The sequence below is a fragment of the Luteimonas sp. Soil_C_16 genome (assembly GCF_057657295.1).
Map to the genome: position 1 here is coordinate 285,302 of NZ_JBDGIS010000005.1, position 26,339 is coordinate 311,640.

General features: G+C 68.1%; 16 protein-coding genes and 1 tRNA gene. 2 read left to right on the plus strand and 15 right to left on the minus strand.

Annotated elements, in window-relative coordinates; translation table 11 throughout:
• Positions 1 to 44 precede the first annotated feature (44 nt).
• On the plus strand, positions 45 to 368 hold the full coding sequence (locus AC3A5T_RS11870) for a BolA family protein (RefSeq protein ID WP_487628744.1): 324 nt from the start codon (positions 45 to 47) through the stop codon (positions 366 to 368).
• A 299-nt stretch (positions 369 to 667) separates the two neighbouring features.
• Here the strand turns inward: AC3A5T_RS11870 and tkt are convergent, their stop codons facing one another.
• Positions 668 to 2,656, minus strand: a complete 1,989-nt coding sequence (gene tkt / locus AC3A5T_RS11875) for a transketolase (RefSeq protein WP_487628745.1) — start codon at positions 2,654 to 2,656, stop codon at positions 668 to 670.
• 98 nt (positions 2,657 to 2,754) lie between these two features.
• On the minus strand, positions 2,755 to 4,080 hold the full coding sequence (locus AC3A5T_RS11880) for a dicarboxylate/amino acid:cation symporter (protein ID WP_487628746.1): 1,326 nt from the start codon (positions 4,078 to 4,080) through the stop codon (positions 2,755 to 2,757).
• Positions 4,081 to 4,217: 137 nt separating this feature from the next.
• On the opposite strand from AC3A5T_RS11880, the gene recQ reads away from it, so the two are divergent.
• Complete coding sequence (recQ, locus tag AC3A5T_RS11885) at positions 4,218 to 6,050, plus strand: DNA helicase RecQ (protein WP_487628747.1); 1,833 nt, start codon at positions 4,218 to 4,220, stop codon at positions 6,048 to 6,050.
• Positions 6,051 to 6,072: 22 nt separating this feature from the next.
• Here recQ and AC3A5T_RS11890 read toward each other — a convergent pair whose 3' ends face one another.
• From AC3A5T_RS11890 to ybgC, 13 genes are all read right to left on the minus strand, one after another.
• Positions 6,073 to 7,719: a CshA/CshB family fibrillar adhesin-related protein gene (locus AC3A5T_RS11890; RefSeq protein WP_487628748.1), complete on the minus strand. Its 1,647-nt coding sequence runs from the start codon at positions 7,717 to 7,719 to the stop codon at positions 6,073 to 6,075.
• A 70-nt stretch (positions 7,720 to 7,789) separates the two neighbouring features.
• Entirely contained in the window at positions 7,790 to 11,479 is a 3,690-nt protein-coding gene (locus AC3A5T_RS11895) for an outer membrane protein (RefSeq protein WP_487628749.1), read from the minus strand.
• Between the two features lie 14 nt (positions 11,480 to 11,493).
• A complete protein-coding gene (locus tag AC3A5T_RS11900; protein ID WP_487628750.1) occupies positions 11,494 to 18,408 on the minus strand; it encodes an Ig-like domain-containing protein in 6,915 nt (2,304 codons plus the stop codon).
• A gap of 663 nt (positions 18,409 to 19,071) precedes the next feature.
• Positions 19,072 to 19,147: transfer RNA gene (locus AC3A5T_RS11905), tRNA-Lys, on the minus strand.
• A gap of 72 nt (positions 19,148 to 19,219) precedes the next feature.
• Positions 19,220 to 19,897, minus strand: a complete 678-nt coding sequence (gene queC, locus AC3A5T_RS11910) for a 7-cyano-7-deazaguanine synthase QueC (RefSeq protein ID WP_487628751.1) — start codon at positions 19,895 to 19,897, stop codon at positions 19,220 to 19,222.
• 74 nt (positions 19,898 to 19,971) lie between these two features.
• Positions 19,972 to 20,652, minus strand: coding sequence for a 7-carboxy-7-deazaguanine synthase QueE (queE, locus tag AC3A5T_RS11915; RefSeq protein ID WP_487628752.1), 681 nt, complete (start codon positions 20,650 to 20,652; stop codon positions 19,972 to 19,974).
• Positions 20,653 to 20,655: 3 nt separating this feature from the next.
• The gene (gene ybgF / locus AC3A5T_RS11920) at positions 20,656 to 21,474 is read right to left on the minus strand and encodes a tol-pal system protein YbgF (RefSeq protein WP_487628796.1); all 819 of its coding nucleotides are present in this window, start codon (positions 21,472 to 21,474) and stop codon (positions 20,656 to 20,658) included.
• A gap of 8 nt (positions 21,475 to 21,482) precedes the next feature.
• Entirely contained in the window at positions 21,483 to 21,995 is a 513-nt protein-coding gene (gene pal, locus AC3A5T_RS11925) for a peptidoglycan-associated lipoprotein Pal (RefSeq protein ID WP_332078373.1), read from the minus strand.
• A 65-nt stretch (positions 21,996 to 22,060) separates the two neighbouring features.
• A complete protein-coding gene (gene tolB / locus AC3A5T_RS11930) occupies positions 22,061 to 23,383 on the minus strand; it encodes a Tol-Pal system beta propeller repeat protein TolB (RefSeq protein ID WP_332078372.1) in 1,323 nt (440 codons plus the stop codon).
• A gap of 210 nt (positions 23,384 to 23,593) precedes the next feature.
• Entirely contained in the window at positions 23,594 to 24,571 is a 978-nt protein-coding gene (tolA, locus tag AC3A5T_RS11935; RefSeq protein WP_332078371.1) for a cell envelope integrity protein TolA, read from the minus strand.
• A gap of 1 nt (position 24,572) precedes the next feature.
• Complete coding sequence (locus tag AC3A5T_RS11940; RefSeq protein ID WP_159677951.1) at positions 24,573 to 25,010, minus strand: ExbD/TolR family protein; 438 nt, start codon at positions 25,008 to 25,010, stop codon at positions 24,573 to 24,575.
• Positions 25,011 to 25,076: 66 nt separating this feature from the next.
• Entirely contained in the window at positions 25,077 to 25,874 is a 798-nt protein-coding gene (gene tolQ, locus AC3A5T_RS11945) for a protein TolQ (protein ID WP_487628753.1), read from the minus strand.
• Positions 25,875 to 25,880: 6 nt separating this feature from the next.
• Positions 25,881 to 26,312, minus strand: coding sequence for a tol-pal system-associated acyl-CoA thioesterase (ybgC, locus tag AC3A5T_RS11950; RefSeq protein ID WP_487628797.1), 432 nt, complete (start codon positions 26,310 to 26,312; stop codon positions 25,881 to 25,883).
• Between the last annotated feature and the right edge of the window lie 27 nt (positions 26,313 to 26,339).

Below are 26,339 nucleotides of genomic sequence, written 5' to 3' on the forward strand. Positions count from 1 at the left end.
GCATGCCTCCATTTCGTTCGACGATACCCGTGCAGGACCCGACCATGACCACCCGCGCCGACCAGCTCCGCGACGCCCTCGCCGCGCTGCAGCCCACCCACCTCGATGTCGAGGACGAAAGCCACATGCACAGTCGCGGGCTGGAAACGCATTACAAGGCGGTCGTGGTCAGCGTGACGTTCGACGGCAAGCGTGCGTTGCAGCGGCACCAGGCGGTGTATCGCGCGCTCGGCCCGCAGATGCAGCAGATCCACGCACTGGCGCTGCACACATTCACGCCTGACGAATGGGCCGCGGAAGTGCAGGTGCCGGATTCGCCGCACTGCCGGGGTGGGAGCAAGCACGACACGCCGGTGGGCGGTATCTGAAGCCCTCCCCTGCTTGCAGAGGGCGAATCGTGAGCCGCAGGAAAGCGCCGCTCCTGATTCGTGGATGGGGCGCAGCGACGTTTGTAGCCGCAGAACCGCGCGCTGATCGAACTTCGCGAGCGTCAGCCCTCACCCCAACCCCCGCTCCGCGCCCCGGCCCTCGCGCTGGCGCGAGGGCGTTCGTCGACACGCGAGCCAGTGGCTCGCAAGCGTGCCGCCTCACCCCAGAGGGAGAGGGGCCAGAAAAAAGCCCGCTTGCGCGGGCTTTTTCGTTCACTGCTGCAGATCGCAGCGACCGATCAAAGCGCCTTCGCCGCCTCGACGATCTTCTGGACCGTGATGCCAAAGTGCTGGAACAGCTTGTCGGCCGGCGCCGAGGCGCCGAAGGTGTCGATGCCGATCACGGCGCCGTCGAGACCCACGTAGGCGCGCCAGAAGGCGGTGACGCCGGCTTCGATCGCGACGCGCTTGCGCACGGCGTTGGGCAGCACGGATTCGCGGTACGCCGCGTCCTGACGATCGAACACGTCGGTCGAGGGCATCGACACCACGCGCACCGTGTCGCCGAGCTGTTCGGCCGCCTGGGTCGCCAGACCGATCTCCGAACCGGTCGCGATCAGGATGATCTCCGGCGTGCCGACCGAATCCTTCAGCACGTAGCCGCCGCGCGCGATGTCGGCGACCTGCGCGGCGTCGCGCGCCTGGTGGGGCAGGTTCTGGCGCGAGAAGATCAGGCAGCTCGGGCCGTCCTGACGGGTGATCGCCGACTTCCATGCCACCGCCGATTCGACCGCGTCGCACGGGCGCCACACGTCGTTGTTCGGGATGTAGCGCAGGCTCGCGAGATGCTCGACCGGCTGATGGGTCGGGCCGTCTTCGCCCAGACCGATCGAATCGTGCGTGTAGACGTGGATCGCGTGCGCGGGGATCAGCGCGCTCATGCGCACGGCGTTGCGGGCGTAGTCGCTGAAGACCAGGAACGTCGCGTCGAACGGAATGAAACCGCCGTGCAGCGCCAGGCCGTTCGCGATCGCGCTCATGCCGAACTCGCGCACACCGTAATAGACGTAGTTCGCGTTGGCATCGGTGCTGGCCGCGGACGTGCTGCCCTTCCACAGGGTCAGGTTGGAATGCGCGAGGTCGGCCGAGCCGCCGATGATTTCCGGCAGCAGCGGCGCGAACGCTTCGATCGCCATCTGCGAGGCCTTGCGCGAGGCGATCGTCGGGCCGCCGCTCTGCAGCTTGGCGATGAAGGCATCGGCCGCTTCGACGAAGCCGTCCGGCAGGTCGCCGTGCGAGCGGCGCACGAGTTCGGCGGCGAGCTCGGGGTACTTGGCCTGGTAGGCGTCGAACTGCTGGTTCCACTCCGACTCGCGCACCTGGCCGGCTTCGACCGCGCGCCAGCCGTCGCGCAGCGCCTGCGGCACCTCGAACGGACCGTGGTTCCAGCCGAGCGCGGCGCGCGTGGCGTCGGACTCGTCCTGGCCCAGCGGCGCGCCGTGCGAGGACTCCTTGCCGGCGCGGTTGGGCGAGCCGAAGCCGATCGTCGTGCGGCAGCACACCAGCACCGGCTTGTCGTCTTCGGCGGTGGCGGCTTCGATCGCACGCGAGATCGCCTCGGCGTCGTGGCCGTCGACGTCGCGGATCACGCGCCAGCCGTAGGCCTCGAAACGCGCCGGGGTATCGTCGGTGAACCAGCCTTCGGTGTTGCCGTCGATCGAGATGCGGTTGTCGTCCCAGAACGCGACCAGCTTGCCCAGGCCCAGCGTGCCGGCGAGCGAGGCGGCCTCGTGCGAAATGCCTTCCATCAGGCAGCCGTCGCCCATGAACACCCAGGTGCGATGGTCGACGACGGCGAACTCGGGACGGTTGAAACGCTGCGCGAGCAGGCGCTCGGCGAGTGCGAAGCCGACGGCGTTCGCGAAGCCCTGGCCCAGTGGACCGGTGGTGGTCTCGACGCCGGGCGTCTCGTGGCGCTCCGGGTGACCGGCGGTCTTGCTGTGCAGCTGGCGGAAGTTCTTCAGCTCTTCCAGCGGCAGGTCGTAACCCGACAGGTGCAGCAGCGCGTAATGCAGCATCGAGCCGTGGCCGTTCGACAGCACGAAGCGGTCGCGGTTGAACCACTGCGGATTCGCCGGATTGTGGCTGAGGTGGTCGTTCCACAGCACTTCGGCGATGTCGGCCATGCCCATCGGCATGCCGGGATGTCCGGACTTGGCGGCATCGACGGCGTCGATGGCGAGGAAACGGATGGCGTTGGCGAGTTCGCGACGGGTCGACGTGGTCATGGGCTCGGAGACGGGCGGCAGCGGGCGGGAGCCGCCAATTGTCCCACGAGCGCCGCGCCGCTGCCCGGGTGATGTCCCGGCAGCGGCGTGATGCGGCCTCAGGCGGGGCGCGGCAGCGCTTGGTCGGTCACCGGTTCGGCGTCGTCGTCCTCGTCCGCTTCGCCGCGGCCGATGACCACCGAGCCGACCATGTCGCCGCCGATGTTGACCGTCGTGCGGCACATGTCGAGGAAGCGGTCGACGCCGAGGATGATGCCGATGCCCTCGGGCGGAATGCCGAACATCACCAGGATCGTCGCGATCACCGGCAGCGAGCCGCCCGGCACGCTGGCCGCGCCGATGCCGCCCATGATGCACATCACCAGGATCATCGCCTGCTGCAGCAGCGTGAGCTCGACGCCGAACAGCTGGGCGAGGAACAGCACGGTCACGCCCTCGTAGAGCGCCGTGCCGTTCATGTTGACGGTGGCACCGAGCGTGCAGACGAAGCGCGCCACGCGTCGCGGCACGCCGAGGTTTTCCTCCGCGGTCTTCAGCGAGGTCGGCAGCGTGGCCGCGCTGGACGAGGTGGAAAACGCGGTCAGCAGCGCCGGCTGCGATTTCCTGAACACATCGAGCGGCGAGCGCCGGGCGAGTACCGCGATCAGCAGCGAGAAGGTGCCGAAGAAGTGCAGCGCCAGCGCCAGCACCGCGGTCAGCACGAACCAGCCCAGCTGCACCATCAGCCCCAGACCCATGCGCGCGGTCAGCGTGAACAGCAGCGCGGCCACGGCGTAGGGCGCCAGCCGGATCACCCAGTCGATCAGCTTCAGGCTGATGTCGTAGATGCCCTGCACAGCGCCGACGAAGCTGCGCGTGCCCGGCGAATTGACCACGGTGGCGGCGATGCCGAACAGCAGCGCGAACACCATCACCGCGATCAGATCGGTCGCGGCGGCGGCGGCGATCGGATTGCGCGGCACCATGTTGAGCAGCATGTCGACGAGGCCGATCGAGGCGGGCTCGGCGATCGTGGCGCCCGCGGCGACGGAATCCGACAGCATCGCGTCGCGCAGCGCGGGGTCGATGCCCGCGCCGGGCTGGATGATCGACACCACCACCAGACCGATGATCACCGCGATGAACGTGGTACCGAACACCCACACCAGCGTCTTGCCGCCGAGACGGCCGAGCGCGCGGGGATCGCCGATCTCCACCACGCCCAGGATCAGCGCCGAGAACACCAGCGGCACGACCAGCATGAACAGCAGACGCAGGAACAACTGGCCGATCGGTTCGGTGACGTAGCGGATCAGGCCTTCGACCCATCCGGAGAACGCAGGCGGGACGCCGTCGACGGTCAGATGGCCGGTCAGCAGATTGATCGCCAGGCCGGCGATCGCGCCGACGAGGAAGCCGATCAGCATCTTGGTGTGAAGCGGCATGCCGCCGGATCCGGGCGTCGAGGTCATGCGGTCGTCCTGCGGGAAGACCGGTCAGCTTAACAAACGCCGTCCGGACGACGCTTCGATGCGCGCTTCGGCGATGCCAGGGCGCCGGCCGCAGCCGGTATCCTTGTGCGATGTCTTCGTCTCCCGACGCCGGCGCGCTCGATGTTCTGCAGCGCGTGTTCGGCCATGCCGCGTTCCGCGGCGAACAGTCCGCGATCGTCGCCCACGTGGCCGCCGGCCATGACGCCCTGGTGCTGATGCCCACCGGCGGCGGCAAGTCCATGTGCTACCAGGTGCCGGCGCTGCTGCGCGACGGCGTGGCGATCGTGGTGTCGCCGCTGATCGCGCTGATGCAGGACCAGGTGGATGCGCTGCTGCAGTCGGGCGTGCGCGCGGCGTATCTCAACTCCACGCTCGATGGCGAGACCGCGCAACGCGTGGAGCGGGAGCTGCTGGCCGGCGAACTCGACCTGCTCTACGTCGCGCCCGAGCGCCTGCTCACCCCACGCTTCCTGTCGCTGCTCGACCGCGCGCCGCTGGCACTGTTCGCGATCGACGAAGCGCATTGCGTGTCGCAATGGGGCCACGATTTCCGCCGCGAGTATCGCGAGCTGACGATCCTGCACGAGCGCTGGCCGGACGTGCCGCGCATCGCGCTGACCGCGACCGCCGATCCGCCGACCCAGCGCGAGATCGCCGAGCGCCTGCAACTGGAGGACGCGCGCCGCTTCGTCAGTTCTTTCGACCGGCCCAACATCCGCTACACGGTGGTGCAGAAGGAGAACGCCAAGCGCCAGCTGCTCGATTTCGTGCAGTCGCATCGCGGCGAAGCCGGCATCGTCTACTGCCTGTCGCGGCGCAAGGTCGAAGAGACGGCCGAGTATCTCGCCGGCCAGGGCATCGATGCGATTCCGTACCACGCCGGCATGGATGCGGAACTGCGCGCGGCGAACCAGCGCCGCTTCCTGCGCAGTGATGGCGTTGTGGTCGTGGCGACGATCGCGTTCGGCATGGGCATCGACAAGCCCGACGTGCGCTTCGTCGCCCATACCGACCTACCGAAATCCATCGAGGGCTACTACCAGGAAACCGGCCGCGGCGGCCGCGACGGCGAGCCCGCCGATGCGTGGATGTGCTACGGCCTCGGCGATCTGGTGCTGCTGCGGCAGATGATCGAACAGTCGGAATCGGGCGACGAACGCAAGCGGCTCGAACACCGCAAGCTCGACGCGCTGGTCGGCTATTGCGAAACGATGCGCTGCCGCCGTCAGGTGCTGCTGGCGAACTTCGGCGAGGACTACGCGGCCAAGGGCACAGGCCAGCCCTGCGGCAACTGCGACAACTGCCTCGACCCGCCGGCCGCGTGGGATGCCACCGTACCTGCGCAGAAAGCGCTCAGTTGCGTGTATCGCAGCGGCCAGCGGTTCGGCGCTGCGCACATCATCGACATCCTGCGCGGCAGCGAGAGCGAACGCATCCGCCAGTTCGGCCACGACCAGCTCAGCACCTACGGCGTCGGCACCGATGTCGATGCGCGCGTGTGGAAGAGCGTGCTGCGCCAGCTCGTCGCACAGGGCCTGCTCGACGTCGACGCCGAAGGCTACGGCGGCCTGCGCCTGACCGAGGCCAGCCGCGGCGTGCTCAAGGGCGAGACGCAGGTGATGCTGCGCAAGCCGACGAACACGAAGGAGCGCGCACGGACCACACGCGCCGCGACCGGCGCCGACATCGACCTCGCGCCGGCCGACCGCCCCCTGTTCGAATCGCTGCGTGCATTGCGCGGGCGTCTGGCACGCGAGCAGAATGTCCCCGCCTACGTGATCTTCCACGACGCCACGTTGCGCGAGATCGCACGCCTGCGTCCGATCAGCCACGGCCAGCTCGGCGGCATCGGCGGCGTCGGTGCCGGCAAGCTGGAACGCTACGGCGATGCCGTACTGGAAACGGTGCTGGACGCGGATTGAGCCGCGGCCAGCAGTTGCCGCGTTACGGCGCGACGCCGCTCGCGGTAACGCGGCAGGTGAGCGCAACCCGGACTTCGCCGCCGAGCGGCAATGTCGAAATGACCATGCCGGTGCCCTGCAACGCGCCGATCGACAAATCGGTCGGGCACACAGCGCCCGCGGTCGCGGTGCACGTCGGCACCGCCGCGCTGCAATCGAGCCCGGTGACCGGCGGATCGCGCAGAAGGGTGCCGCTGACCGAGCTCTCGCCGTTGTTGCCGACAGTCAGCGTGTACGTCGCTTCGCCACCGTTCCGGACCGTTCCAGGCGACACGGCCTTCGTCACGAAGACGTCGGCACGGATCTGGACTTCAATCGCGTGATCCTCGACCTCGCCATCCCGGGCCGTGCCCGTCGGCAGCGCAATCTCGGCCGGGTCGGAGGCGTAGCGAAGTCGGGCGAACGTGCGACCGACCGACAGGTTCGTCGGGATCGTCCACGACAAGGGCGCGCTTGTGCCGTTGCACACGCCCTGCGCACGTTCGGCAGCGTCGAAGGTGCCATTGCGATTGAAGTCGATCCAGCCGGCGAGCGTGCCATTGCCGCGACAGGCGATGTTCCGGGTGAACACCTCGCCGATCTGGTGCTGGAAGATCACCGTATTGGCCGGGAGGCCGTCTTCCTCGTTGGGTCCCGCAATGCCGGCGCTGTCGTCGCCGCGCGCATCGGGGCTGTGGGCGGACGTGCTCTCGGCATCCGGGCCCTGCGAGCCGATGAAGAAGTTCTGGTTGGTCGCGAGCCTGCCGAGCTGGAAGCTGGCCGCGTTGATGTCGACGGAGACGCCGTTGGCCGGCAGTCCATCGGGGGTGACGTCCAGCGTCTGGATCAGATGGGACGCGGCGCCGTAGCTCGTCGGCGCGTCGCCAAAGTCCGCGTAAGGCACGAGCATGCCGATCGCGATAGCCGTGTTGCCGCCACCGCGGATCTGGAAGTCCACGCCCACCTGGAAGTTTCCGCCGCTGTAGGCGTTGCTGCCGAAGCTGAGGAACGTCACTGCCGCCGGACTGGTACCGCCGCCCTCGCCGCCCGGACCGAAGCGGATCGTCTCCAGACCACCGGCGCCGGCGGTCTTGCGGGCGTAATACGTCCGTCCGGCAACGCGATTCATCTCGACCACGTTCCACGTGCCCAGCGCGCTTGCCTGCAGGATCTCGGCGGGCGTTTCGATCGTGCCGCCGGTGTTCATCGACTCGGCGTCCGCCATGACCAGACCCGGTACGCGGAACGGCTGGCCACCGATGGTGGAGGTGCAGCTCACCCGGAAGCTCCGGGTCGAGGCCCGCGTCATGATGCCACTGATCAGCTGGTTGGCGGTGCCGGTGCCGCCGATGTTGTAGAGGTCATCGAGCGCATCGCCACCGTAGTTGCCCGGACGGTAGGACTCCAGACCGCTACTGCCGGCGGCGCCCGCATTCGCCAATGCACACGTCAGCACCAGGTTCTGGCCCGGCGTGACCTCGACCGTTGCCGTGCTGGTCGCGCCGTCGCCGACCGCGACGCCGTTCGTGCCGTTGGTGCCGCCGCCCCAGGTCAGCCACAGGACCTGCTGCCTGTACGGGCTCGTGCCGCCGGTGGCGTAGGCAGCCGCGAAGGCCGACGCCGGCCACATCAGCGCAATCGGCGCCAGCACGGTCGCCAGTGCAAAGCCGTTTGCGGCGCGGCGCCAGAAGTTTCGGGAAAACAGACGAGCATTACGCATATCAGTAGCTGCCGACGAAGTTGATGTAGAACCCGCGGTGGTCGTAGTCGAGATCGGTGAGGTCGTCACTGAAATCGGTGAAGTTGTAACCCACGCCCACGCGGAAGTTGCGGCCGATGTCGCGGTCCACGCCGGCCATCCAGCCCTGGCGCGTACCGCCATCGTCGACGTCGAGCCAGCGGTACTCGGCCAGCGCGTGCCACTTGTGCAGCAGTTCGTAGCGCAGCTGGCTGGCGGCGAAGGTCGTCGCCGAGTCGAACCACGCACCGGTGCCGCGGCCGTAGCGCGCTTCGCCTTCGCGGCGTGCGAGCTTGCCGGCGACTTCCCAGCGGTCGTCGATGCGGTACACGCCTTCGAGCGAGAGCACCTGCGACTTCTGGTCGTAATCCGCGCCGCCCAACTGGCCCAGCGTCGCCAGGTCGTACAGATACGTGTAGCGGCCGAACAGGCCCCAGCGCGATCCGTCCCACGGGCGATACGCGAAGCCGAGGTTGCTCTCGATGAACTTCGCGCTGGCGCGCGGATCGAGATCGTCCTGGGTGTCGGCGTAGTTGAAGCGCGCGGCGACGCGCCAGCTTTCGTTGAGGCGGTGCTGCACGCGGTTGGTGGTGATCCACTGCGTACGGCGTTCCGCGCCGGTGTCCTCGCGCCACTCGATCTTGCTCTGCCAGTCGGTGACGTTGGACGTGCGACCACCCGAGACGCTGATCGCGCGCCGGTCGACCTGGCCGCCATCGCGCGTCGTCAACTCTCCGTCCGACAGCGTGAAGCCGAGGTTCCAGCCCACGCCCGGATAGAAATCCATGCCGTAGGTGTGCGCCAGGCCCGACTCCTGCCGGGTCTTGAGGAACTGGCTCTCGTTGAAGATGTTGACCTGGTTCGACAGGCGCCAGCGCTGGCCGAGCGTCCAGCCGTTCTGGCGGGTCGGGTTGAACAGCGGGTCGTACTCGGTGGTGTCCGTCGAGTAGGTGTAGGCGCCGTACAGCGCGTGCTGCGGCGACAGCCGGTACTCGCCGTTGACCTGCGCCGCGTCGCCACGATCGCCGGTCGTGACTTCGCCGCCCAGCGTCGAGAGGTTGGCGAAGTTGTAGCGGCCGCCGAGCGTGAATGCATCGTTGTCCGCGTAACGACCGTCGTCATCGTCGAGCGTCAGCTGCGCGACACCGTAGACGTCGAGCGACGTGCCGAAGCGATGCGTGTAGCGCAACGCGCCGAGCGTGCCGGCGATGTCGGCCGTTGCTGCGCGCTCTTCCTGCACGCGACGCAGTTCGGCGGCGAGCGCGGAGACGTCGGAGAAACGCCATTCGGTCGTCGCCTGCGCCTGCACCAGCGCATCGACGCCACGCTCGGCGCGGCTGTAGCGCGCGTAGAAGCCGATGTCGGACGTGAACTCGCCCAGCACTTCGGCGCCGTATTCCTCGATGTCGGCGCCGGTGTCGAAACGTGCGACCGAGAAGCCGGCATCGACGCGGCGCCACCAGGCGCCCGTGCTCCAGTCCTGCGCGGTCCAGCCGAGCTCGCGGAAGTTCGCGCGCAGTTCGACCGCACTCGCCTCGCCTTCGCGCGGACCGACCGGGTTGAGCTGGGTGAAGGTGAAACCGCCGTTGTCGGAGAAGAACACCGGCGCGCCGGTGGACTCGGTGCGGCTGTGCTCGAGCTTGAGGTAGGTGCCCTTGCCGGCCTGCAAGGTCAGGTCGGCCGACATCAGCGTGTAGTCCTCGCCGGCGCGGTTCTCGTCGACCCAGGTCGCGCCGAGGCCGACGTGATCACCGAACCACTGCTTGGCGCGCACGCCCGCGGCGATCTCGTCGGGATCGAAGCCCGCAGGCACCCATTCGTAGTCGACGATCAGGCGCTGTTCGAAGCCGTCGAGCGGTGCGTCACGGGTGATCGTGGGCACGTTGTCGCGCGACACCGGCATCAACGGACGCGTCAGGATGATGCGGCCCTGCAGCTCGTCGATCTCGTAGTCGGCGCCGCGCAGCAGCACGCTGCGGACTTCGACGCGGCCCGTCGTCGGGTCGCGCGTTTCCACCACCACCTGCTCCGACCCCGGCAGCACGTCGGTGTGGCGCAGGTAGTACAGGCTGCCGCCGGTGCCGACGAATTCGCTGTGGCCCGGCGCGGTCTGCGCTTCGGAGCCGAACGCACGCAGTTCGCTTACCGGGTCGCCCCAGACGTTGGCCGCGCGCGAACGCCACGCCAGCGCCGCGCCGTAGAGCGCACGCTGGTACTGGCCGTACTCGGTGCCGGTGAAGCCGGTCGAAAAGTTGCCCCACAGCGCCTGGTTCTTGTCCCAGTCCATGCGCACGTAGAAGCGGCCCATGGTGTCGACGTCGCGATACGTCGTGGAATCGTCGCCGTAGCTCGGGTAGTACAGGTCCGGATCGACGCGGCGGAAGATGTCCTGCGGATCGGCAGCGGTGAAGCCGTCGAACAGATCACTGAGCGGCCGGTTCTGCGTGTCGGCCTGCGCGGTGATCAGGTACTTGCCACCGATCTTGCCCTTGCCGTAGAACGCCAGGCGGCCATCGCTGAGGATGTCGTCTTCGCGGCCGGCAAGCGCCAGTTCGCGGCCGGGACCGCTGGCCTTGTTCTGGAACACGGTGACATCGGCGATGCCGACGCCGAAGAAATAGCGGCCACTGACGTCGACATCCAGCGCGTGGTGCGCGGTGTCGCCGTTGCGGTTCTTCAGGCCGATGTCGAACCGGTGCTGGCCGACGGGCATCAGGTATTCGGCGACGAACTTGCGTTCCAGATCGACCGGGTAGCTGTCGCCGTTGATCAGCAGCGTCTGGCCGTCGGCCAGGTTGCGACCCTGGATGCGCACGCGCGAGCCGTACACCGGAATGTTCTGCTGACGCAGGCCGTTGCCGGAGAACACGGCATCGACCAGCGACTGCGTGGCCGCCTGGTCGGCGGTCAGCGCGGTGCCGAGTGCACGCTCGGTGCCGGTGCGCAGCATCTGGTCGCCGCGATCGGCCTCGGCCGGCGTGACCAGCTGCAGGCGATGCGTGTACGTCTCGTCGAAGTGGCCCTGCGCGTCGTAGGCACGCAGCACGTAGACCAGCTCGTCACCGGGACGGAACTGGCGACCGGCGGGCAACGTGCCGTCCCACTCGGCATCGGCGACGGCCGCGTGCGGCAGGTCGAACTGCGCGATCGGCTCGATCAGATCGGCATCGCTGGCGCGATACAGCGTGAGCTCGAGGCGATCGATGAAGTCGACGTAGTTGCTGCGCGCGTAGAAGCGCACTGGACGCGTGATGCGGCCGGCTTCGAACGGCGTCAGCGACGGGCCGGACACCGACAGCTCGGGCTGGCCGAGATCGGGATCTTCGGTCGCCCAGATCGCGCCACCGCCGGGCAGCTGCACCGAGAAGCGACCGAGCGTGGTCGCGCGTCCCGGCTGCTCCAGCGCCACGCTGACGCGGCGATCGGGCTGCAACGCGGCCGACGACGAGCGCGGGGACGTGCCCGTGGTCACCGGCTGGTCGAAGCTGCGCGTGCGCAGCTGGAACAGCGTCGCATCGCCGTCGCGGCAACCCGAGTCGTCGCAGTCGATCGCGGTACCGGTCGGCGCTGCGTTAGCCGCGTCCGTCGCGACAGCGTCCTGCGCCGTCGCGGCTGCCGACGCCATGCTGGCCAGAATGCCCAGCAGGGTGGCGTCGAGCAGTTTCATCTTCATGTTGCGGTTCCCGTTCACTTGCGCACCTCCCCGACCGGTGCAGCCGGATCGCGCGTGGCCTCGACCCGTGTATTCGCACGCACCTCCGGACTCAGGCGCCCTGCGAGCGCGTCGTAGACCGCACGCGCGCGGCGCAGGCCCAGATCGACGTTGTAGGCATGCGCGCCGCGCACGTCGGTGTGGCCGACGATGCCGACCACGCCGCCGCCCAGGGTCTCCAGACGCGCGGCCACGGCATCGAGCAGTGCCGCGAATTCGGGCCGGATCGTCGCGCGGTCGGTATCGAACAGCACCGTGCCGAGCAGCACGTCGCCGTTGCCGACACCGGCCACCAGGGCGTGCGGATCTTCGACCCGCGTGCGCAGTTCGACCTGCAGCGCCTGCGCGGCCGCGTGCGACACCTTGCCCTGCAGCGCATCGCGCACCGAGGCCGCACGCGCGAACGCGAGCGCTTCCTGCCCACCTTCGCCAGTGATGACGATGCTGCCGCCGCCATGGCGGTCGACCTCGCGCGCCATCGCTTCGATCGCCGGCAGCATGTCCGCGCGCAGCGCGCTGCTGTCGGGATCGAACATCACTTCGCCCAGCGTCATCTCGACGGTCTCGCCCGGTGCCTGCAGCTCCACCACCGGCAGACGCACGCCGAAGTCGAAGCGCACCGGCAGGCCGGCGGTCACGCGACGCACCAGCGGATTGGCCGTGGTGAACGTGGTGCCCGGCGGCAACGTCGCGGGATCGACCTTGAGGATGAAGTTGCGGCCATGCGCGGCGGTGCCGCCCGGTACGTCGACCAGGTGGTAGCGGCCGTACTGGTCGGTCTCGATCAGCAGACCTTCGACCGACGCGATGCGCACGCCCGGAATGCCGCGCTCGTCGATGCCGGCGTTGCCGATCACGTACTCGACCAGCACGCCCTCGCCGTCCTGCGAGACGCGACGGGTCACCACCGGCTCGGCAGCCGACAGCCCCTTCGCCACGTCGCCACTGCGCTCCAGGCGGGTGCTGCCATCGGCCGACATGCGCAGCGTCGCGCCATCGCCGCTGGTGAGCACGAAGTCGTCGGTGAAGTCCGCGCTGCGCAGACGCTGGCGGATCACGACCTGGTTCGCTTCGACCGGATCGGCCACCGACTGGCGACCGGCAATCGTGTCGAGCACCACGCCGTGCAGCAGCGGCGCGCTGGCGTCGGCGAGCGGCTGCGGGCCGTCGCCATGATCGATCGTCGTCGACCCCGCGATGTAGGCACCCGGCGCGAAACCGCCCTGCACGCGCACATCGCGCAACGCTGCGCTCGCCTGCCAGCCATCGCCGTTGCGATCGTCGAACACGGTGCCGAACACCAGGCTGTCGTCGAGCAGCGGGTCGAACGCGGTCTGCACCTGCGCAGTCGCGACGTTGGACAGCGCGATGCCCCCTGCGCTCTGCGCCTGCACCTGGTTGACGTGACCACCGGCGCGGATGCCGGCACCCACGCGCAGCAGGTAGCTCATCGTCAGGCTGTCGCCCGGCGCGAGATCAAGGCTGGCGATGCGGATCGGACGCGCACCTGTCACCGACAGCGCACGGCCATCGCTGGCGGCCAACGACCCGTCGACGTAGCTGAAGCCCGCCGGCGGTGTGTCGACCACGCTGGCGCCCGAGACCACGGCATTGCCGATGTTCTCGACCGTCACCGTGTAGCGCACCAGATCGCCGATCTTGACCTCGCGCACGGCGGCGGTCTTGGTCACGCGCAGCGGCGACACGCCCTCGACGCGGATGGTCACCGTCGCGGTGTCGCAGATCGCCACCGGGAACGAGGTGTCGCAGACGCGGTAGGTGAAGCGGTCCTCGCCTGCGAAGCCGAACTCCGGCGTGTAGGTGCAGATGCCGTTGGCGCAGACCACGCTGCCGTGACCGGCCGGCGTGATCACCGTGATCGAATTCGGATCCAGCGGCGCACCGGTGCTGCGATCGTTGCCGACGACGACGATCTGCAGCGGCACGCCGGATTCGGCGGTGCCCGCATCGTCATCGATCGCCTCGACCACGTTCGGACGTACGGTCACGACCACGGTCGCGGTGGCGCAGTTGTCCGGATTGGTGGTCTCGCAGATCGTGTAGGTGAAGCTGTCGTCGCCCGCGAAACCGGGGGCCGGCGTGTAGACGATGCTGCCGTCCGGATTCACGACCACACTGCCGTTGCCTGGCGGCGTCACGGTGATGGTCACGTTGTCCGGATCGACAAGCACGCCATTGAGCGTGTCGTTGTCGAGCACCGGAATGGTGACCGGCGTGTTCTGGTCTGTGGTCGCACCATCGTCCACGGCCGTCACGTCCGGCGCGACGACGGTGACCGTCACCGTCGCGGTGCTGCAGTTGGTCGGATTGAGCACCTCGCAGATCTGGTACTCGAACGTGTAGTCGCCCGCCGGCGTGCCCGGCACAACACCGATGACGCCCGTCACCAGGTCGACCGTGATGCCACCCGGCAACGTGCCGACGATGGTGATCGTCACCAGCGACGGATCGGTGACCGGCTGACCGTTGAGCGTGTCGCCGTCGAGCACGTTGCCGACGTTGGGATTGCCGCTGCCGCCGTTGACCGGACTGATGCTGTCGTCGATCGCGACGATCGCAGGCGCCTCGACCGTGATCGTCACCGTCGCGGTGCTGCAGTTGCTCGGGTTGAGTACTTCGCAGATCTGGTACTCGAACGTGTAGTCACCGGCCGGCGTGCCCGGCGCGACGCCGATGACGCCCGTCACCGGATCGACCGTGATGCCGCCCGGCAGCGTGCCGACGATCGTGATGTCGACCAGCGACGGATCGGTGACCGGCTGACCATTGAGCGTGTCGCCGTCGAGCACGTTGCCGACGTTGGGATTGCCGCTGCCGCCGTTGACCGGACCGAGGGTGTCGTCGATCGCCACGATCGCAGGCGCTTCCACCGTGATCGTCACGGTCGCGGTGCTGCAGTTGGTCGGGTTGAGCACTTCGCAGATCTGGTAATCGAACGTGTAATCGCCGGCCGGGGTACCCGGCAGCACACCGATCACACCCGTGTCGAGATCCACCGTCAGCTGCGGCGGCAGCGTGCCGACGATCGTGATGTCGACCAGCAACGGATCGGTGATCGCCACACCATTGAGCGTGTCGCCATCCAGTACATTGCCGACCCCAGGATCGCCCGATGCACCGTTGACGCCGGTGTAGCTGTCGTCGACCGCGGTGATCACCGGCGCTTCCACCGTGATTGTCACCGTCGCGGTGCTGCAGTTGGTGGGGTTGAGCACTTCGCAGATCTGGTACTCGAACGTGTAATCGCCGGCCGGGGTACCCGGCAGCACACCGATCACACCCGTGTCGAGATCCACCGTCAGCTGCGGCGGCAGCGTGCCGACGATCGTGATGTCGACCAGCGACGGATCGGTGATCGCCACGCCATTGAGCGTGTCGCCGTCGAGCACATTGCCGACCGAAGGATCGCCCGATGCACCGTTGACGCCGGTGTAGCTGTCGTCGACCGCGGTGATCACCGGCGCGTCGACGGTCACGGTGATCGTGGCCGTGGCGCAGTTCGTCGGGTTCAGGACTTCGCAGATCTCGTACTCGATCTCGTAGCTGCCCGCCGGCGTGCCCGGCGGGACGCTGACGATGCCCGTTACAGGATCCAGCGCCGGCACCGGCCCACCATTGATCGGCGTCGCCGGTGTCACCACGCGACCGGTGATGTCGGCCGGGTCGACCGGTGCGCCACCGAGCGTGTCGTTGTTGTACGCATTGCCGGCGTTCGGATTGCCGACTGCGCCGTTGACCGGACCCAGCGGATCGTCGGTCGCAGCAATCGGCGAAGTGTTGACAGTCACAGTGATCGTGGCCGTGGCGCAGTTCGTCGGGTTCAGGACTTCGCAGATCTCGTAGTCGATCTCGTAACTGCCCGACGGCGTGCCGGCCGGCACGCTGACGATGCCCGTTACAGGATCCAGCACCGGCACCGGCCCACCATTGATCGGCGTCGCCGGTGTCACCACGCGACCGGTGATGTCGGCCGGGTCGACCGGTGCGCCGCCGAGCGTGTCGTTGTCGTAGGCGTTGCCGGCGTTCGGATTGCCGACTGCGCCGTTGACCGGACCCAGCGGATCGTCAGTCGCTGCGATGGTCGCCGCATCGACGGTCACAGTAATCGTGGCCGTGGCGCAGTTGGTCGGATTCAGGACTTCGCAGATCTCGTAGTCGATCTCGTAACTGCCCGACGGCGTGCCGGCCGGCACGCTGACGATGCCCGTTACAGGATCCAGCACCGGCACCGGGCCGCCGTTGATCGGCGTCGCCGGCGTCACCACGCGACCGGTGATGTCGGCCGGGTCGACCGGTGCGCCGCCGAGCGTGTCGTTGTCGTAGGCGTTGCCGGCGTTCGGATTGCCGACTGCACCGTTGACCGGACCCAGCGGATCATCGGTCGCAGCGATGGTCGCCGCATCGACGGTCACAGTGATCGTGGCCGTGGCGCAGTTCGCCGGATTCAGGGCTTCGCAGATCTCGTACTCGATCTCGTAGCTGCCCGCCGGCGTGCCGGGCGGGACGCTGACGACGCCCGTCGCAGGATCCAGCACCGGCACCGGCCCACCGTTGATCGGCGTCGCCGGTGTCACCACGCGACCGGTGACGTCGGCCGGGTCGACCGGTGCGCCGCCGAGCGTGTCGTTGTCGTACGCATTGCCGGCGTTCGGATTGCCGACTGCACCGTTGACCGGACCCAGCGGATCATCGGTCGCAGTGATCTGCGGCAGCACGTTGTGCTCGGTCGAGCAGGTCGTGCAGACCGGCGTCGGCTGCGTGCCACCTGGCGGCACGGACGCCACGACGGCGTTGCGCAGCGTACCGGCCGCGTCGGCATCAACGGTCGCGGTGTAGCTCACGGTATAGGTGCCCGGCACCGTACCCGACGGCAGCGTGCAGCTCAGGCTGCCCGTGCACGTCAGGATGCCCGGGCTCGTGACCGCACCGAAGCTCAGACCTGCGCCGAGCGTGTCGGTCAGCGTCACGATCTCGGTGGTCGCTGCGTCGGCGACGGTGGCCGACAGCGTGTAGGTCAACGTGGCGCCGGCGGCGACCGTGGTGCCCGACGCCGGATCGGCGGTCTTGACGATCGTCACCGTCGATGCTGCGAGCGGATGGCTCGTGGAGCAGCTGGTGCAGACCGGCGGCACCGGCGAAGGCGCGCTCGGGTCGTCACCGCCGGCGGCAGTGACCGAATTCGTCACGCGCACGGCCGCATCCGCATCGACGTTCGCGGTGTAGCGCACGGTATAGGTGCCCGGCGCGGTGCCGGCCGGGAGAGTGAAGGTGCGCACGGCGCCCGCGCCGCCTGCGACGAAGCTGCCGGGCTCGACCACGGCGCCGAAGGTGAGGCCGTCGCCGAGCGTGTCGGTCAGCACCACGTCGGACAGGATCGCCGCGTTCGCGATCGTCGCCGTCAGCGTGTACGTCAGGGTCTGGCCGGCGGTGACCGCCGTGTTGGTCGCGGTGTCGGCGCTCTTGGAGACCGTCACCGCGGGGCCGACCGGCGTCGTCACGCTGCAGACGTTACCAGCGGCGGCGCAGTCCAGAACATCACCATTGAAGGACACCGTGTTGGCGATCGAGGTCGCGGACCCCGGCAGCGGCGAGACGACATCGACGATGAAGTTCAGTGTGGCGGTTCCGCCCGCCCGCACGTTGAGCGCAGCGGTATTGCTGCAGCTCGTGCCGGTGCAGGTGAAGCCGTCCCGGCCGGCCACGTGGACCGTGTTCGCGGGTACGGCCTCGCGGACTTCGCCCGGGAACAACGTGTCGGCCGCGCCACCGTTGTTGGTGAATGTGATCGCATAGTTGAGCTGGTCACCGGCGCGCACACGCGTTGCCGCGGTCGGCGCGACGCCGTTGACCTGCGACAGCGACTTCACGACGGAGAGATCTGCCTGCAGCGGTGCCGGGTACGCGCAGGACGCCAGGTCGCGGGAACCGTTCGCGCCGGTGGGCGCGCGATCGGCCAGCTCACCCGTGGCGCGATCGTAGGAGAAGTACCGGCTGGGCGAGGAGTTGTTGGCGAAGTAGAGACGCCCGTCGTCGCCGAAGGCCACACCCGCCCACTGGGTGGAGGACGGCTGGCCATTGAGCAGGGGCCGCGTCTGACGGACCGCAACCGGATTGCCCGGCAGCGAAAAGTCGATGCGATACAGATCCACACCGGCCGACAGCCAGCCGAATCCGGCGGCGTCGAAGGCAATGTCGCCGGAGCCGAGATTGGTCGGCGCGACGTCGTACTGCAGGTTGCCGATATTCTGCGCGGAGTAGCCGAAGCCGGTCGCATTGGCGGTGATGCGGTAGACCGTGGGTGCACCGGTGCCCGCGACGAGGTAGCCCACACCATTGCGGTCCATGCCGGCACGCGGCAGGTCGCTGATCGGAATCGCGGACGACAACGCCTGGTACCAACCGCCATTGTCGGCGTCGTAGGCCCAGAGCATCGATCCGTTGGTCGCATGGAACAACAGCCGGTCCCTGACCGGGTCGACCATCAGTCCATTGACGTTGCCGTTCACCGACGGGAGCGCCAGTGCGGGGACTGCAGCGTCCGCGGCGGCGCCTGCTTCGTAGCGCCAGATCTGCACGCCGCTGTTGCCGCCGACGATGCTGAAGACTGCGTTGCTGGCGGCCGTGCCGCCCGGCGCGCTGCAGAAGCTGTAGGCCGGCACCGCAGGCGAGACGTTGAGCGTCGCGCTCGACGTGTTGTTGCCCGGCGTCGGATCGGTCACGCCGGCTGGCGTCGTCACCGTTGCGGTGTTGACCACGGACGTCTGCGCGCCTGCTTCGCTGACGAGCGAAGCGCCGGCCACGAGGCCGAGCGCAAGGAAGAAGCCACGGGCAAGCGCCCGGGCCGAGCTGGTCGTTCCGTTGTCGAACACGTGTGTCGCCCCTTGATCCAGCGTCCCTTTCGGGTCGCCGGGACGGCTCCTGGCCGTCCGCTTCCGTCTGCCACCGCGTGCTGTGCACCCGGTGGCGACGCCCCTTTCAAGCCGCCCTGCTTTCGCCGGACGTTAAAACATCGCGAATTCTATGTGATGAGAGGCACAGATTTGCGACTTCGCTTGAGATTTTTCTCACGGCAGGCGGAAGATCAGGGGGCGTGTAAGGCGCTATTCAGTTTTCAGCGGCGCATTCGGGGCGCAGACGCTCGATCGCCGGACCTGAAGCTGAATGAAAAAGCGCAGATCGAACACGCATGGGCGGTCGGGGTGCGCCATCCGCGTGGCAGCCAGGCTGCGCCGGGTGCGGCTGTCTAGATCGGCATCGGCGAGACCCCGCCCATGCATCAGGTACCGGCCGTGATGCGACCAGGCGTGCCGCTGCCAGATTCATGACGGCTGCCTGGCCGGATGCGCGCTCATCCGCTGGCGCGCGCGTCGGTGTGGATCGTGCAGGACACGCGCGTCCGCCACCGGCGATCGCGCCAAGACGACCAGACGGACCATGTGCGTGCTTCGAGACCACCGACGCCGCTGCGTAGACCGCGGGCAACCGCAGTCGTGCGCGACCGGGCGAACGGGCGAGAACGCGCAATGGAAAGCTGGTGGGTCGTGATGGATTCGAACCATCGACCAGCGGATTAAAAGTCCGATGCTCTACCGACTGAGCTAACGACCCGGAAGACAGTCGCCGGCAGCAGTGGCCGGCGCAGGGGGCGCATTCTAGCGCAATGTGGACCGCGCGTCGGCCTCAGGCCGTCGTCTGGATGTAGCGCGTGGGATCAGGCACGCCGGCGGCGTCGAATCCGTCCGCGCGCAGACGGCATGCGTCGCAATGGCCACAGGCCAGACCCTGCGCATCAGCGTTGTAGCAGGACACCGTCAGGCCGAAGTCGACGCCCAGGCGCACGCCTTCGCGCACGATGTCGCCCTTGCCCATGCGCTGCAGCGGCGCGTGCACGCGGATGCCAGCACCTTCGACGCCCGCTTTGGTCGCGAGATTGGCCAGACGCTCGAAGGCATCGACGAATTCGGGACGGCAATCCGGATAACCGGAATAGTCGACCGCGTTGACGCCGCAGAAGATGTCGGCTGCGCCCAGCACCTCGGCCCAGCCGAGCGCCAGCGACAGCATGATCGTGTTACGCGCGGGCACGTAGGTCACCGGTATGCCGGCGCCGCCCGCCTCCGGCACGTCGATGTCGTCGGTGAGCGCCGAGCCGCCGATGCTGCGCAGGTCGACGTCGACGGTCTTGTGCACGGTGACGCCCATCGCGGCGGCGACGCGCGCGGCGGCATCGAGTTCGGACGTGTGGCGCTGGCCGTAGCGCACGCTCAGCGCATGCACATCGAAGCCCTGTTCCTGGGCGATGGCGATGACGGCGGCGGAGTCCATGCCTCCGGACAACAGGACGACAGCTTTTTTCATGGGTGATCTGGATGCAAAACGGAAATTCGGATGTCGCGTGACAGGCTAGCGCAGCCTTCGATCGAAGACCGGGCTCAGCGCCCCGGTTCGTCGTCCCACAGCAGCTTGTGCAGCTGCATCTGGAATTTCACCGGCAGGCGGTCGGCAACGATCCAGTCGGCCAGTTCGCGGCCGGTGATCTCGCCCTTGCTCGGCGAGAACAGCACGTCGCAGCGATGCGGCAGGCCCTTGGTCAGCACGAGATCGCGCGCCCACTCGTAATCGGCGCGGGAGCAGACGACGAACTTGATCTGGTCGTGCGCGGTCAGCAGCGGCAGATTGTCCCAGCGGTTGCGGTGCGCTTCGTTGGACGCCGGCGTCTTGATGTCGAGCACACGACTGACGCGCGGATCGACCGCGGCGATGTCGAGCGCGCCCGAGGTCTCCAGCGACACCTGATAGCCGGCGTCGCAAAGGCGACGCAGCAGGCCAATGCACCGCTTCTGCGCCAGTGGTTCGCCACCGGTCACGCAGACGTGCCGCACGCCGTGCTTCGCGACTTCCGCGAGGATGTCGTCGATCGTCCACCACTGGCCGCCGTGGAAGGCGTACGCAGTGTCGCAGTAGGTGCAACGCAACGGGCAGCCGGTCAGGCGCACGAACACCGTCGGCCATCCGGCGTCGCGGGCTTCGCCCTGCAGCGACAGGAAGACTTCGGTGAGCTTGAGCCGGTCGGCCGCGGATGCGGCGACCGCATCGGGCGCAACGGCGGTCATGGATCAGCGCAGGCGCGAGAGCTGGATCGCGCGGAGCCGGTCGGCGGCGGTGCGTGCCGCGTCGGTGCCGGGATACTGCTTGCCGACATCGGCGAGCGTCGTCTCGGCGCCGTCGAGGTCTTTCAGTCCGTACTGCGACAGGCCGACCTTGAGCATCGCGCCCGGGGCCTTGTCGCTCTGCGGATAGCGCTGCAGCAGCGCCAGAAACTGCTCCTGCGCCAGTGCGTAATTCTGGGTGACGTAATAGCTCTCGCCGAGCCAGTACAGCGCGTTCGGCGCGTAGCTGCCCTGCGGGTGCTGCTGCAGGAAGCCCTGGAACAGGGTGGCGGATTCGTCGTAACGCGCATTCTTCAATGCATCGAACGCCTGCTCGTAAGCGGCGCGTTCGTCCGCAGGTGCGGCCTGCGTTGCGACGGGCGCAGCGCCCGTCGCGGGACCACGCGCGGCCTGCGCATTCGCGCCTGCCGCGGGTGCCGGCGTTGCAGCGCCGGTGGGATCAGGCAGTTCCAGACCACCGCCACCGCCGCCCTGCCCGCTCTCGAGCCGGTTGAGCCGGCCGTCGATGTCGAGATACTGGCTGCGGTTGCTGGACTTGAGCTGCTCGTTCTGCTGCTGGAGTTCTTCCACCTGCGAGCGCAGGGACACGATCTCCTGCCGCAGCTGGTTGAGCTGGTTGAGCAGATCGACGTTGGCGCTGGTATCACCCGCGCGCGCTTCGAGCGAGGCCACGCGGTCCGCGAGGCTCGCCCGTTGCGCCCATGCGGGCGCGGCGACCACGAGGGTCGCCGCGAACGCTACTGGGAGTACCAGCCAATGACGCATCGAACGCATCAGCGAGCGGTGTAGATGATCTCGACGCGACGATTGCGGGCCCAGCAATCTTCGTTCGAGTCATTGCAGACCGGACGCTCTTCGCCGTAGCTGACGACAGCCAGCTGGGCAGCCGAACCACCGTTGGCCTGCAGTGCCGAGGACACACCATTGCCACGACGCTCGCCCAGGCCCTGGTTGTACTCGCGGCTGCCGCGCTCGTCGGCGTGGCCTTCCAGCGAGATGCGCGCAGCGCTGCGGTCACGCAGGTACTTGGCGTGGCAGGCCATCACGGCCTGGAACTCGGGACGCAGGTTGTCCTGATCGAGATCGAAGTAGACGACGCGCTGACGCAGGCATGCATCGCTGTCGAGGTCGGCCGGGGTGTACGCACCCGCGGTCGGGGCGGTCGGCGCCACGGTGCCGGTCGACGGACCGGTATCGACCGGTGCCTCTTCCTTGACCTTCTTGGAACACGCAACGGCAGCGGTGCAGAGCATCGCGGCCAGCATCAAACGGGTGGTCGTCTTCATCTCGTCGATCCTTGGTTTTCTATGGCAACAGGGCAATTGTTATTGGACGGGACGTGCAGGCAGCGTCAGCGCTGTTCCCGGTACGGACCCCAAGCCGGCTCGCGGACATCGCCATCGGCGAGGACGAGGCGCTGACGCACACGGCCATCCGAGGACACCGCATACAACACACCCCTGCGCCCCTCACGCGCCGCGTACAGGACCATGCCGGCGTTCGGGGCGAAGCTCGGCGATTCGTCGAGCGACCCTGGCGACAGCGTGGACCAGCGGGGCGACCCCAGGCTGCGATCCAGCAGTGCAATACGGTACACGTTGCCCGAACCTTGCGCCACGACGATTTTCTTGCCATCGAACGAGACCGACGGATCGGCGTTGTAGCTGCCCTCGAAGGTCACCCGGGTGGCGCTGCCGCCCGACACCGGCGCCTGGTAGACCTGCGGGCGACCGCCGCGATCGGAGATGAAGTAGAGACTGCCGCCGTCGGCCGCCCACGAGGGCGAGGTATCGATGGCGAAATGGTTGGTGACCTGGGTCAGCGCCTTGCTGCCGAGGTCCATCACGTAGATCTCGGGGTTGCCGCTGCGCGACAGCGACAGCGCCAGACGACGACCGTCGGGCGAGAACGCAGGTGCGCCGTTGATGCCGCGGAAGCTCGAGACCAGCTCGCGACCACCGCTGGTGATGTCCTGGATGTAGATCGCCGAGTTGCCGCTCTCGAAGCTGACGTAGGCGACGCGGCGGCCGTCCGGGCTCCAGCTCGGCGACATCAGCGGCTCGTTGGAGCGCACCACCGTCTGCGGATTGTGGCCGTCGGAGTCGGCGACGATCAGCGCGTAACGCGCACTCGGACCGACGCCGGTCTGAGTGATGTAAGCGATCCGGGTCCAGAACGCGCCGCGCACGCCAGTGATCTTTTCGTAGATCGCGTCGGCCATCTGGTGAGCGACGTCGCGCATCGCATTCGGACGCGCGGTCATCGCGAGACCGAGTACGCGCTCCTGCTTGGCGACGTCGAACAGCTCGTACTCGACCCGGTAGCTGCCGCCGCCGGCATCGACGACGCGGCCGACGACCAGGAAGTCCTGACGCAGCGCGCGCCAGGTCGGGTACTGGACCTCGCTGCCGCGGGTCGGACGCTCGACGATGTCGCGCTCGGGCAGCGTGCGGAACTGGCCGGAACGGTCGAGGTCGGCGCGTACCACGGCGGCGACATCGGTATCGGGCGCGGCGCCACTGCCCTGGTAGGGCATCGGCACGACCGCGATCGGCATCGCCTGGGCGCTGCCGCCGGTGATGTCGATCTCGAGGCCCTGCTGCTGCGCACTGGCGAGCATGGGCAGGCCGAGCGCGAACAGAGCCAACAGGCAACGGATCAGAATGGGTTTCATCGGCTTACCGGTTTGAAGAGAGTGAACCCGGGCAGCTTGGCCGCTGGACCGGGGAACAGGATGAATACCAGCGCAATCATCGCCCCGCGCAGGTGAACGTGGTGGTGAAGCCGCAGCAACGTCGGGGGGATACCGGCACGACGCGACGACGCGAAGCCGTGCGCACACTGCACGACGCGAAGCGGGCGCGTGCGGCGCGCCGCGCCGGCGTCAGTCCTGCGCCGTGAAGTTGAGGTTGAGCCTGCGGTTGAACACCGCCTCGAAGCCGGCATACGGCAGCGGCTCGGCCGCGCGCACTGCGGCTTCGACCGAACGGCGGCCCTGCGCGTCGTAAGGACAGGACGCGTCGAACTCGACGTTCAACACCTCGCCGCCCGGCAACTGGGTGATGTAGAGGCGGCAGCGCTGGCCCAGCGGCACGTTGTCGGGACGACGCCAGTTGCGACGGATCGCCTCCTGCAGCGCGGCGGCGTACTTCGCGGCCAGGCCACTGTCGCCATCGGGACGACCGGGCGGCGGACTCGCGGCGGACGCGGCGGCGCGCTGCTCGGAGGCCTGCTGCGCATTGCGCTCGGCGATCTGCTTCAGGCGCTGCTCGGCGAGCTGCGCTTCGCGCTGGGTCTTCTCGCGCTCGGCGCGCAGCTTCTCGAGTTCCTGGCGCGCGAGCCGGCGCTTCTCCTCGGCTTCCTGCTGCTTCTGCTGTTCGGCCAGTTCGATCTGCGCCTGACGCCGCTTTTCTTCCTGCTCCTTCTCGCGCTGCTCGGCGGCCAGCGCGTCGCGGCGCACGGCGGCCTGCGAGACGGTATCGGGCTCGGGCACGACTTCCTGCAACTGCGGCTGGCGCTGCTCGACGGCGTCTTCCGGGCGCGGTTCGGGCAGCGGCTGCGGCGGCGCGGACGCGGGTTCTTCGACCGGCTCGGGTACCGGCTCCGGCACGGGATCGGGAACCGGTTCGGGCGCGGGCTCGGGATCGGGCAGCGGCTCGGGCTTGCTGGCCAGCGCGCGCCGGTCGGCGGCGCTCAGCGCATTGGGATCGATGATGTCCGCCGAGACCGGCGAACCCATCGCCGATTCGGGCCGCGACGACGCGCTCCACAGCGCGCCGAGGATGATCAGCCCGAACAGCAGCACATGGACCAGGATCGACAGTCCGATCGCCACCACATTGTCGGAACGCGACTCGCGCATCTCAGTTCGCGCTTTCCGCCGGACGGCTGATCAGGCTGACCTTGGTGATGCCGGCCTCGTTGATGAGGTCGATGGCGTTCATGATCCGCTGGTAGCTGGCCGCGCCGTCGCCGCTGACGAGGATGGTCGCGTCCGGGTTCTGGGTGTGGATGCCGCGCAGGCGCGCGACCAGATCCTCACGCGAGACCGAGGTGTTCTGCTGCTCGACCATCAGCGCCAGCTGGCCGTCGGGATAGACGCTGACCACGACGGGATCCTGCGGCGAGCCGAGCGACATCGCGCGCGAATCCGGCAGGTTGATGTCGGTGCCCAGATTCATCAGCGGCGTGGTGACCATGAAGATGATCAGCAGCACCAGCATCACGTCGATGTAGGGCACGACGTTGATTTCGTTCTTGAGCTTGCGCCGCTTGGAACGGCGAAGGGAGATCGACGACATGGCGGAATCCGGATGCGGGGACGGTCGAACGGGACTGGTCGGGCGCGCCGGAGCGCGCCGCGCGGATCAGTCGGTGCCGCTCTGGCGTTCGAGGATCGAAGAGAACTCGTCGGAGAAGGCCTCGAAGCGCGTGGCGACGCGTTCGACCTTGGTCGCGAAGCGGTTGTAGGCCCACACCGCCGGGATCGCGGCGAACAGACCCATCGCGGTCGCGATCAGCGCTTCGGAGATGCCCGGCGCGACGGTGGCGATGGTCGCCTCCTTGACGCTGGCCAGGCCGTGGAAGGAAATCATGATGCCCCACACGGTGCCGAGCAGACCGACGTAGGGCGCGATCGAACCGACGTTGGCGAGGTACTCGAGATTGCTTTCCAGGCCGTCGAGTTCGCGCGCGCCGGCGACGCGCATGCCGCGCTGTGCACCTTCGAGATGCGTGCGCGCATCGACGCCGCGTCGCTGCCGCTGACGCGAGTACTCGCGATAGCCGGCCTCGAAGATCGCTTCCAGACCTTCGATCTCGCGGTTGCGCTCGGTCGCCGAGGCGTAGAGCTTGCTGATCTCCGCGCCGGACCAGAACCGCTCTTCGAAGCGGTCGGCTTCCTTCTCGGCGCGATCGAGCAGGCGCTTCTTGCGGAAGATGATCACCCACGACGACACCGACGCGAACAGCAGCAACAGCATCACCAGCTGCACCGGAATCGAGGCGTGCAGGATCAGTTCGAGGATGCTGAGGTCATTGGGCAGCGGTGCGGTGGCGGCCGCGGCGGCACCGGTGTTCGCGAGCTCGGTCGCGCCTGCGGCGGCCTCTTCGGGCAACGCCTGCACCTGGGCGGAGGACTGCAACAGCACGGGCATGAGACTCATCCAGGATTACTCCGCTGACGTTTCGAGTGACTTGAGTTGTGTGTAGAGCGCGTCGGGAATCGCACGCGGCCTGAAATCGGATGCCGACAAAGCGGCGACGCGCACCTCGGCATCGAGCAGCAGATCACCGTCACGACGCACCTCCTGCACGAACACCGCGCTCGCACGCCGGCACTGTCGCAGCGCCACGCTGACCTCCAGCGCATCGTCGAGCCGCGCCGGTGCGCGGAAATCGATCCGCATCGCACGGACCGCGAACACCGTGCCGTGCATCTCGCGCAACATCTGCTGTCCGTAGCCGTGTGCCCGCAACCACTCGCTGCGCGCGCGTTCCATGAACGCCACGTACTGCGCGTGATAGACGACGCCACCTGCGTCGGTATCTTCCCAATAGACGCGTGTCGGCCAACTGAATAGACCGGTCGCAGGGCTGGAAATCACTGTCAAAGCCGCACCTCGCAGGAC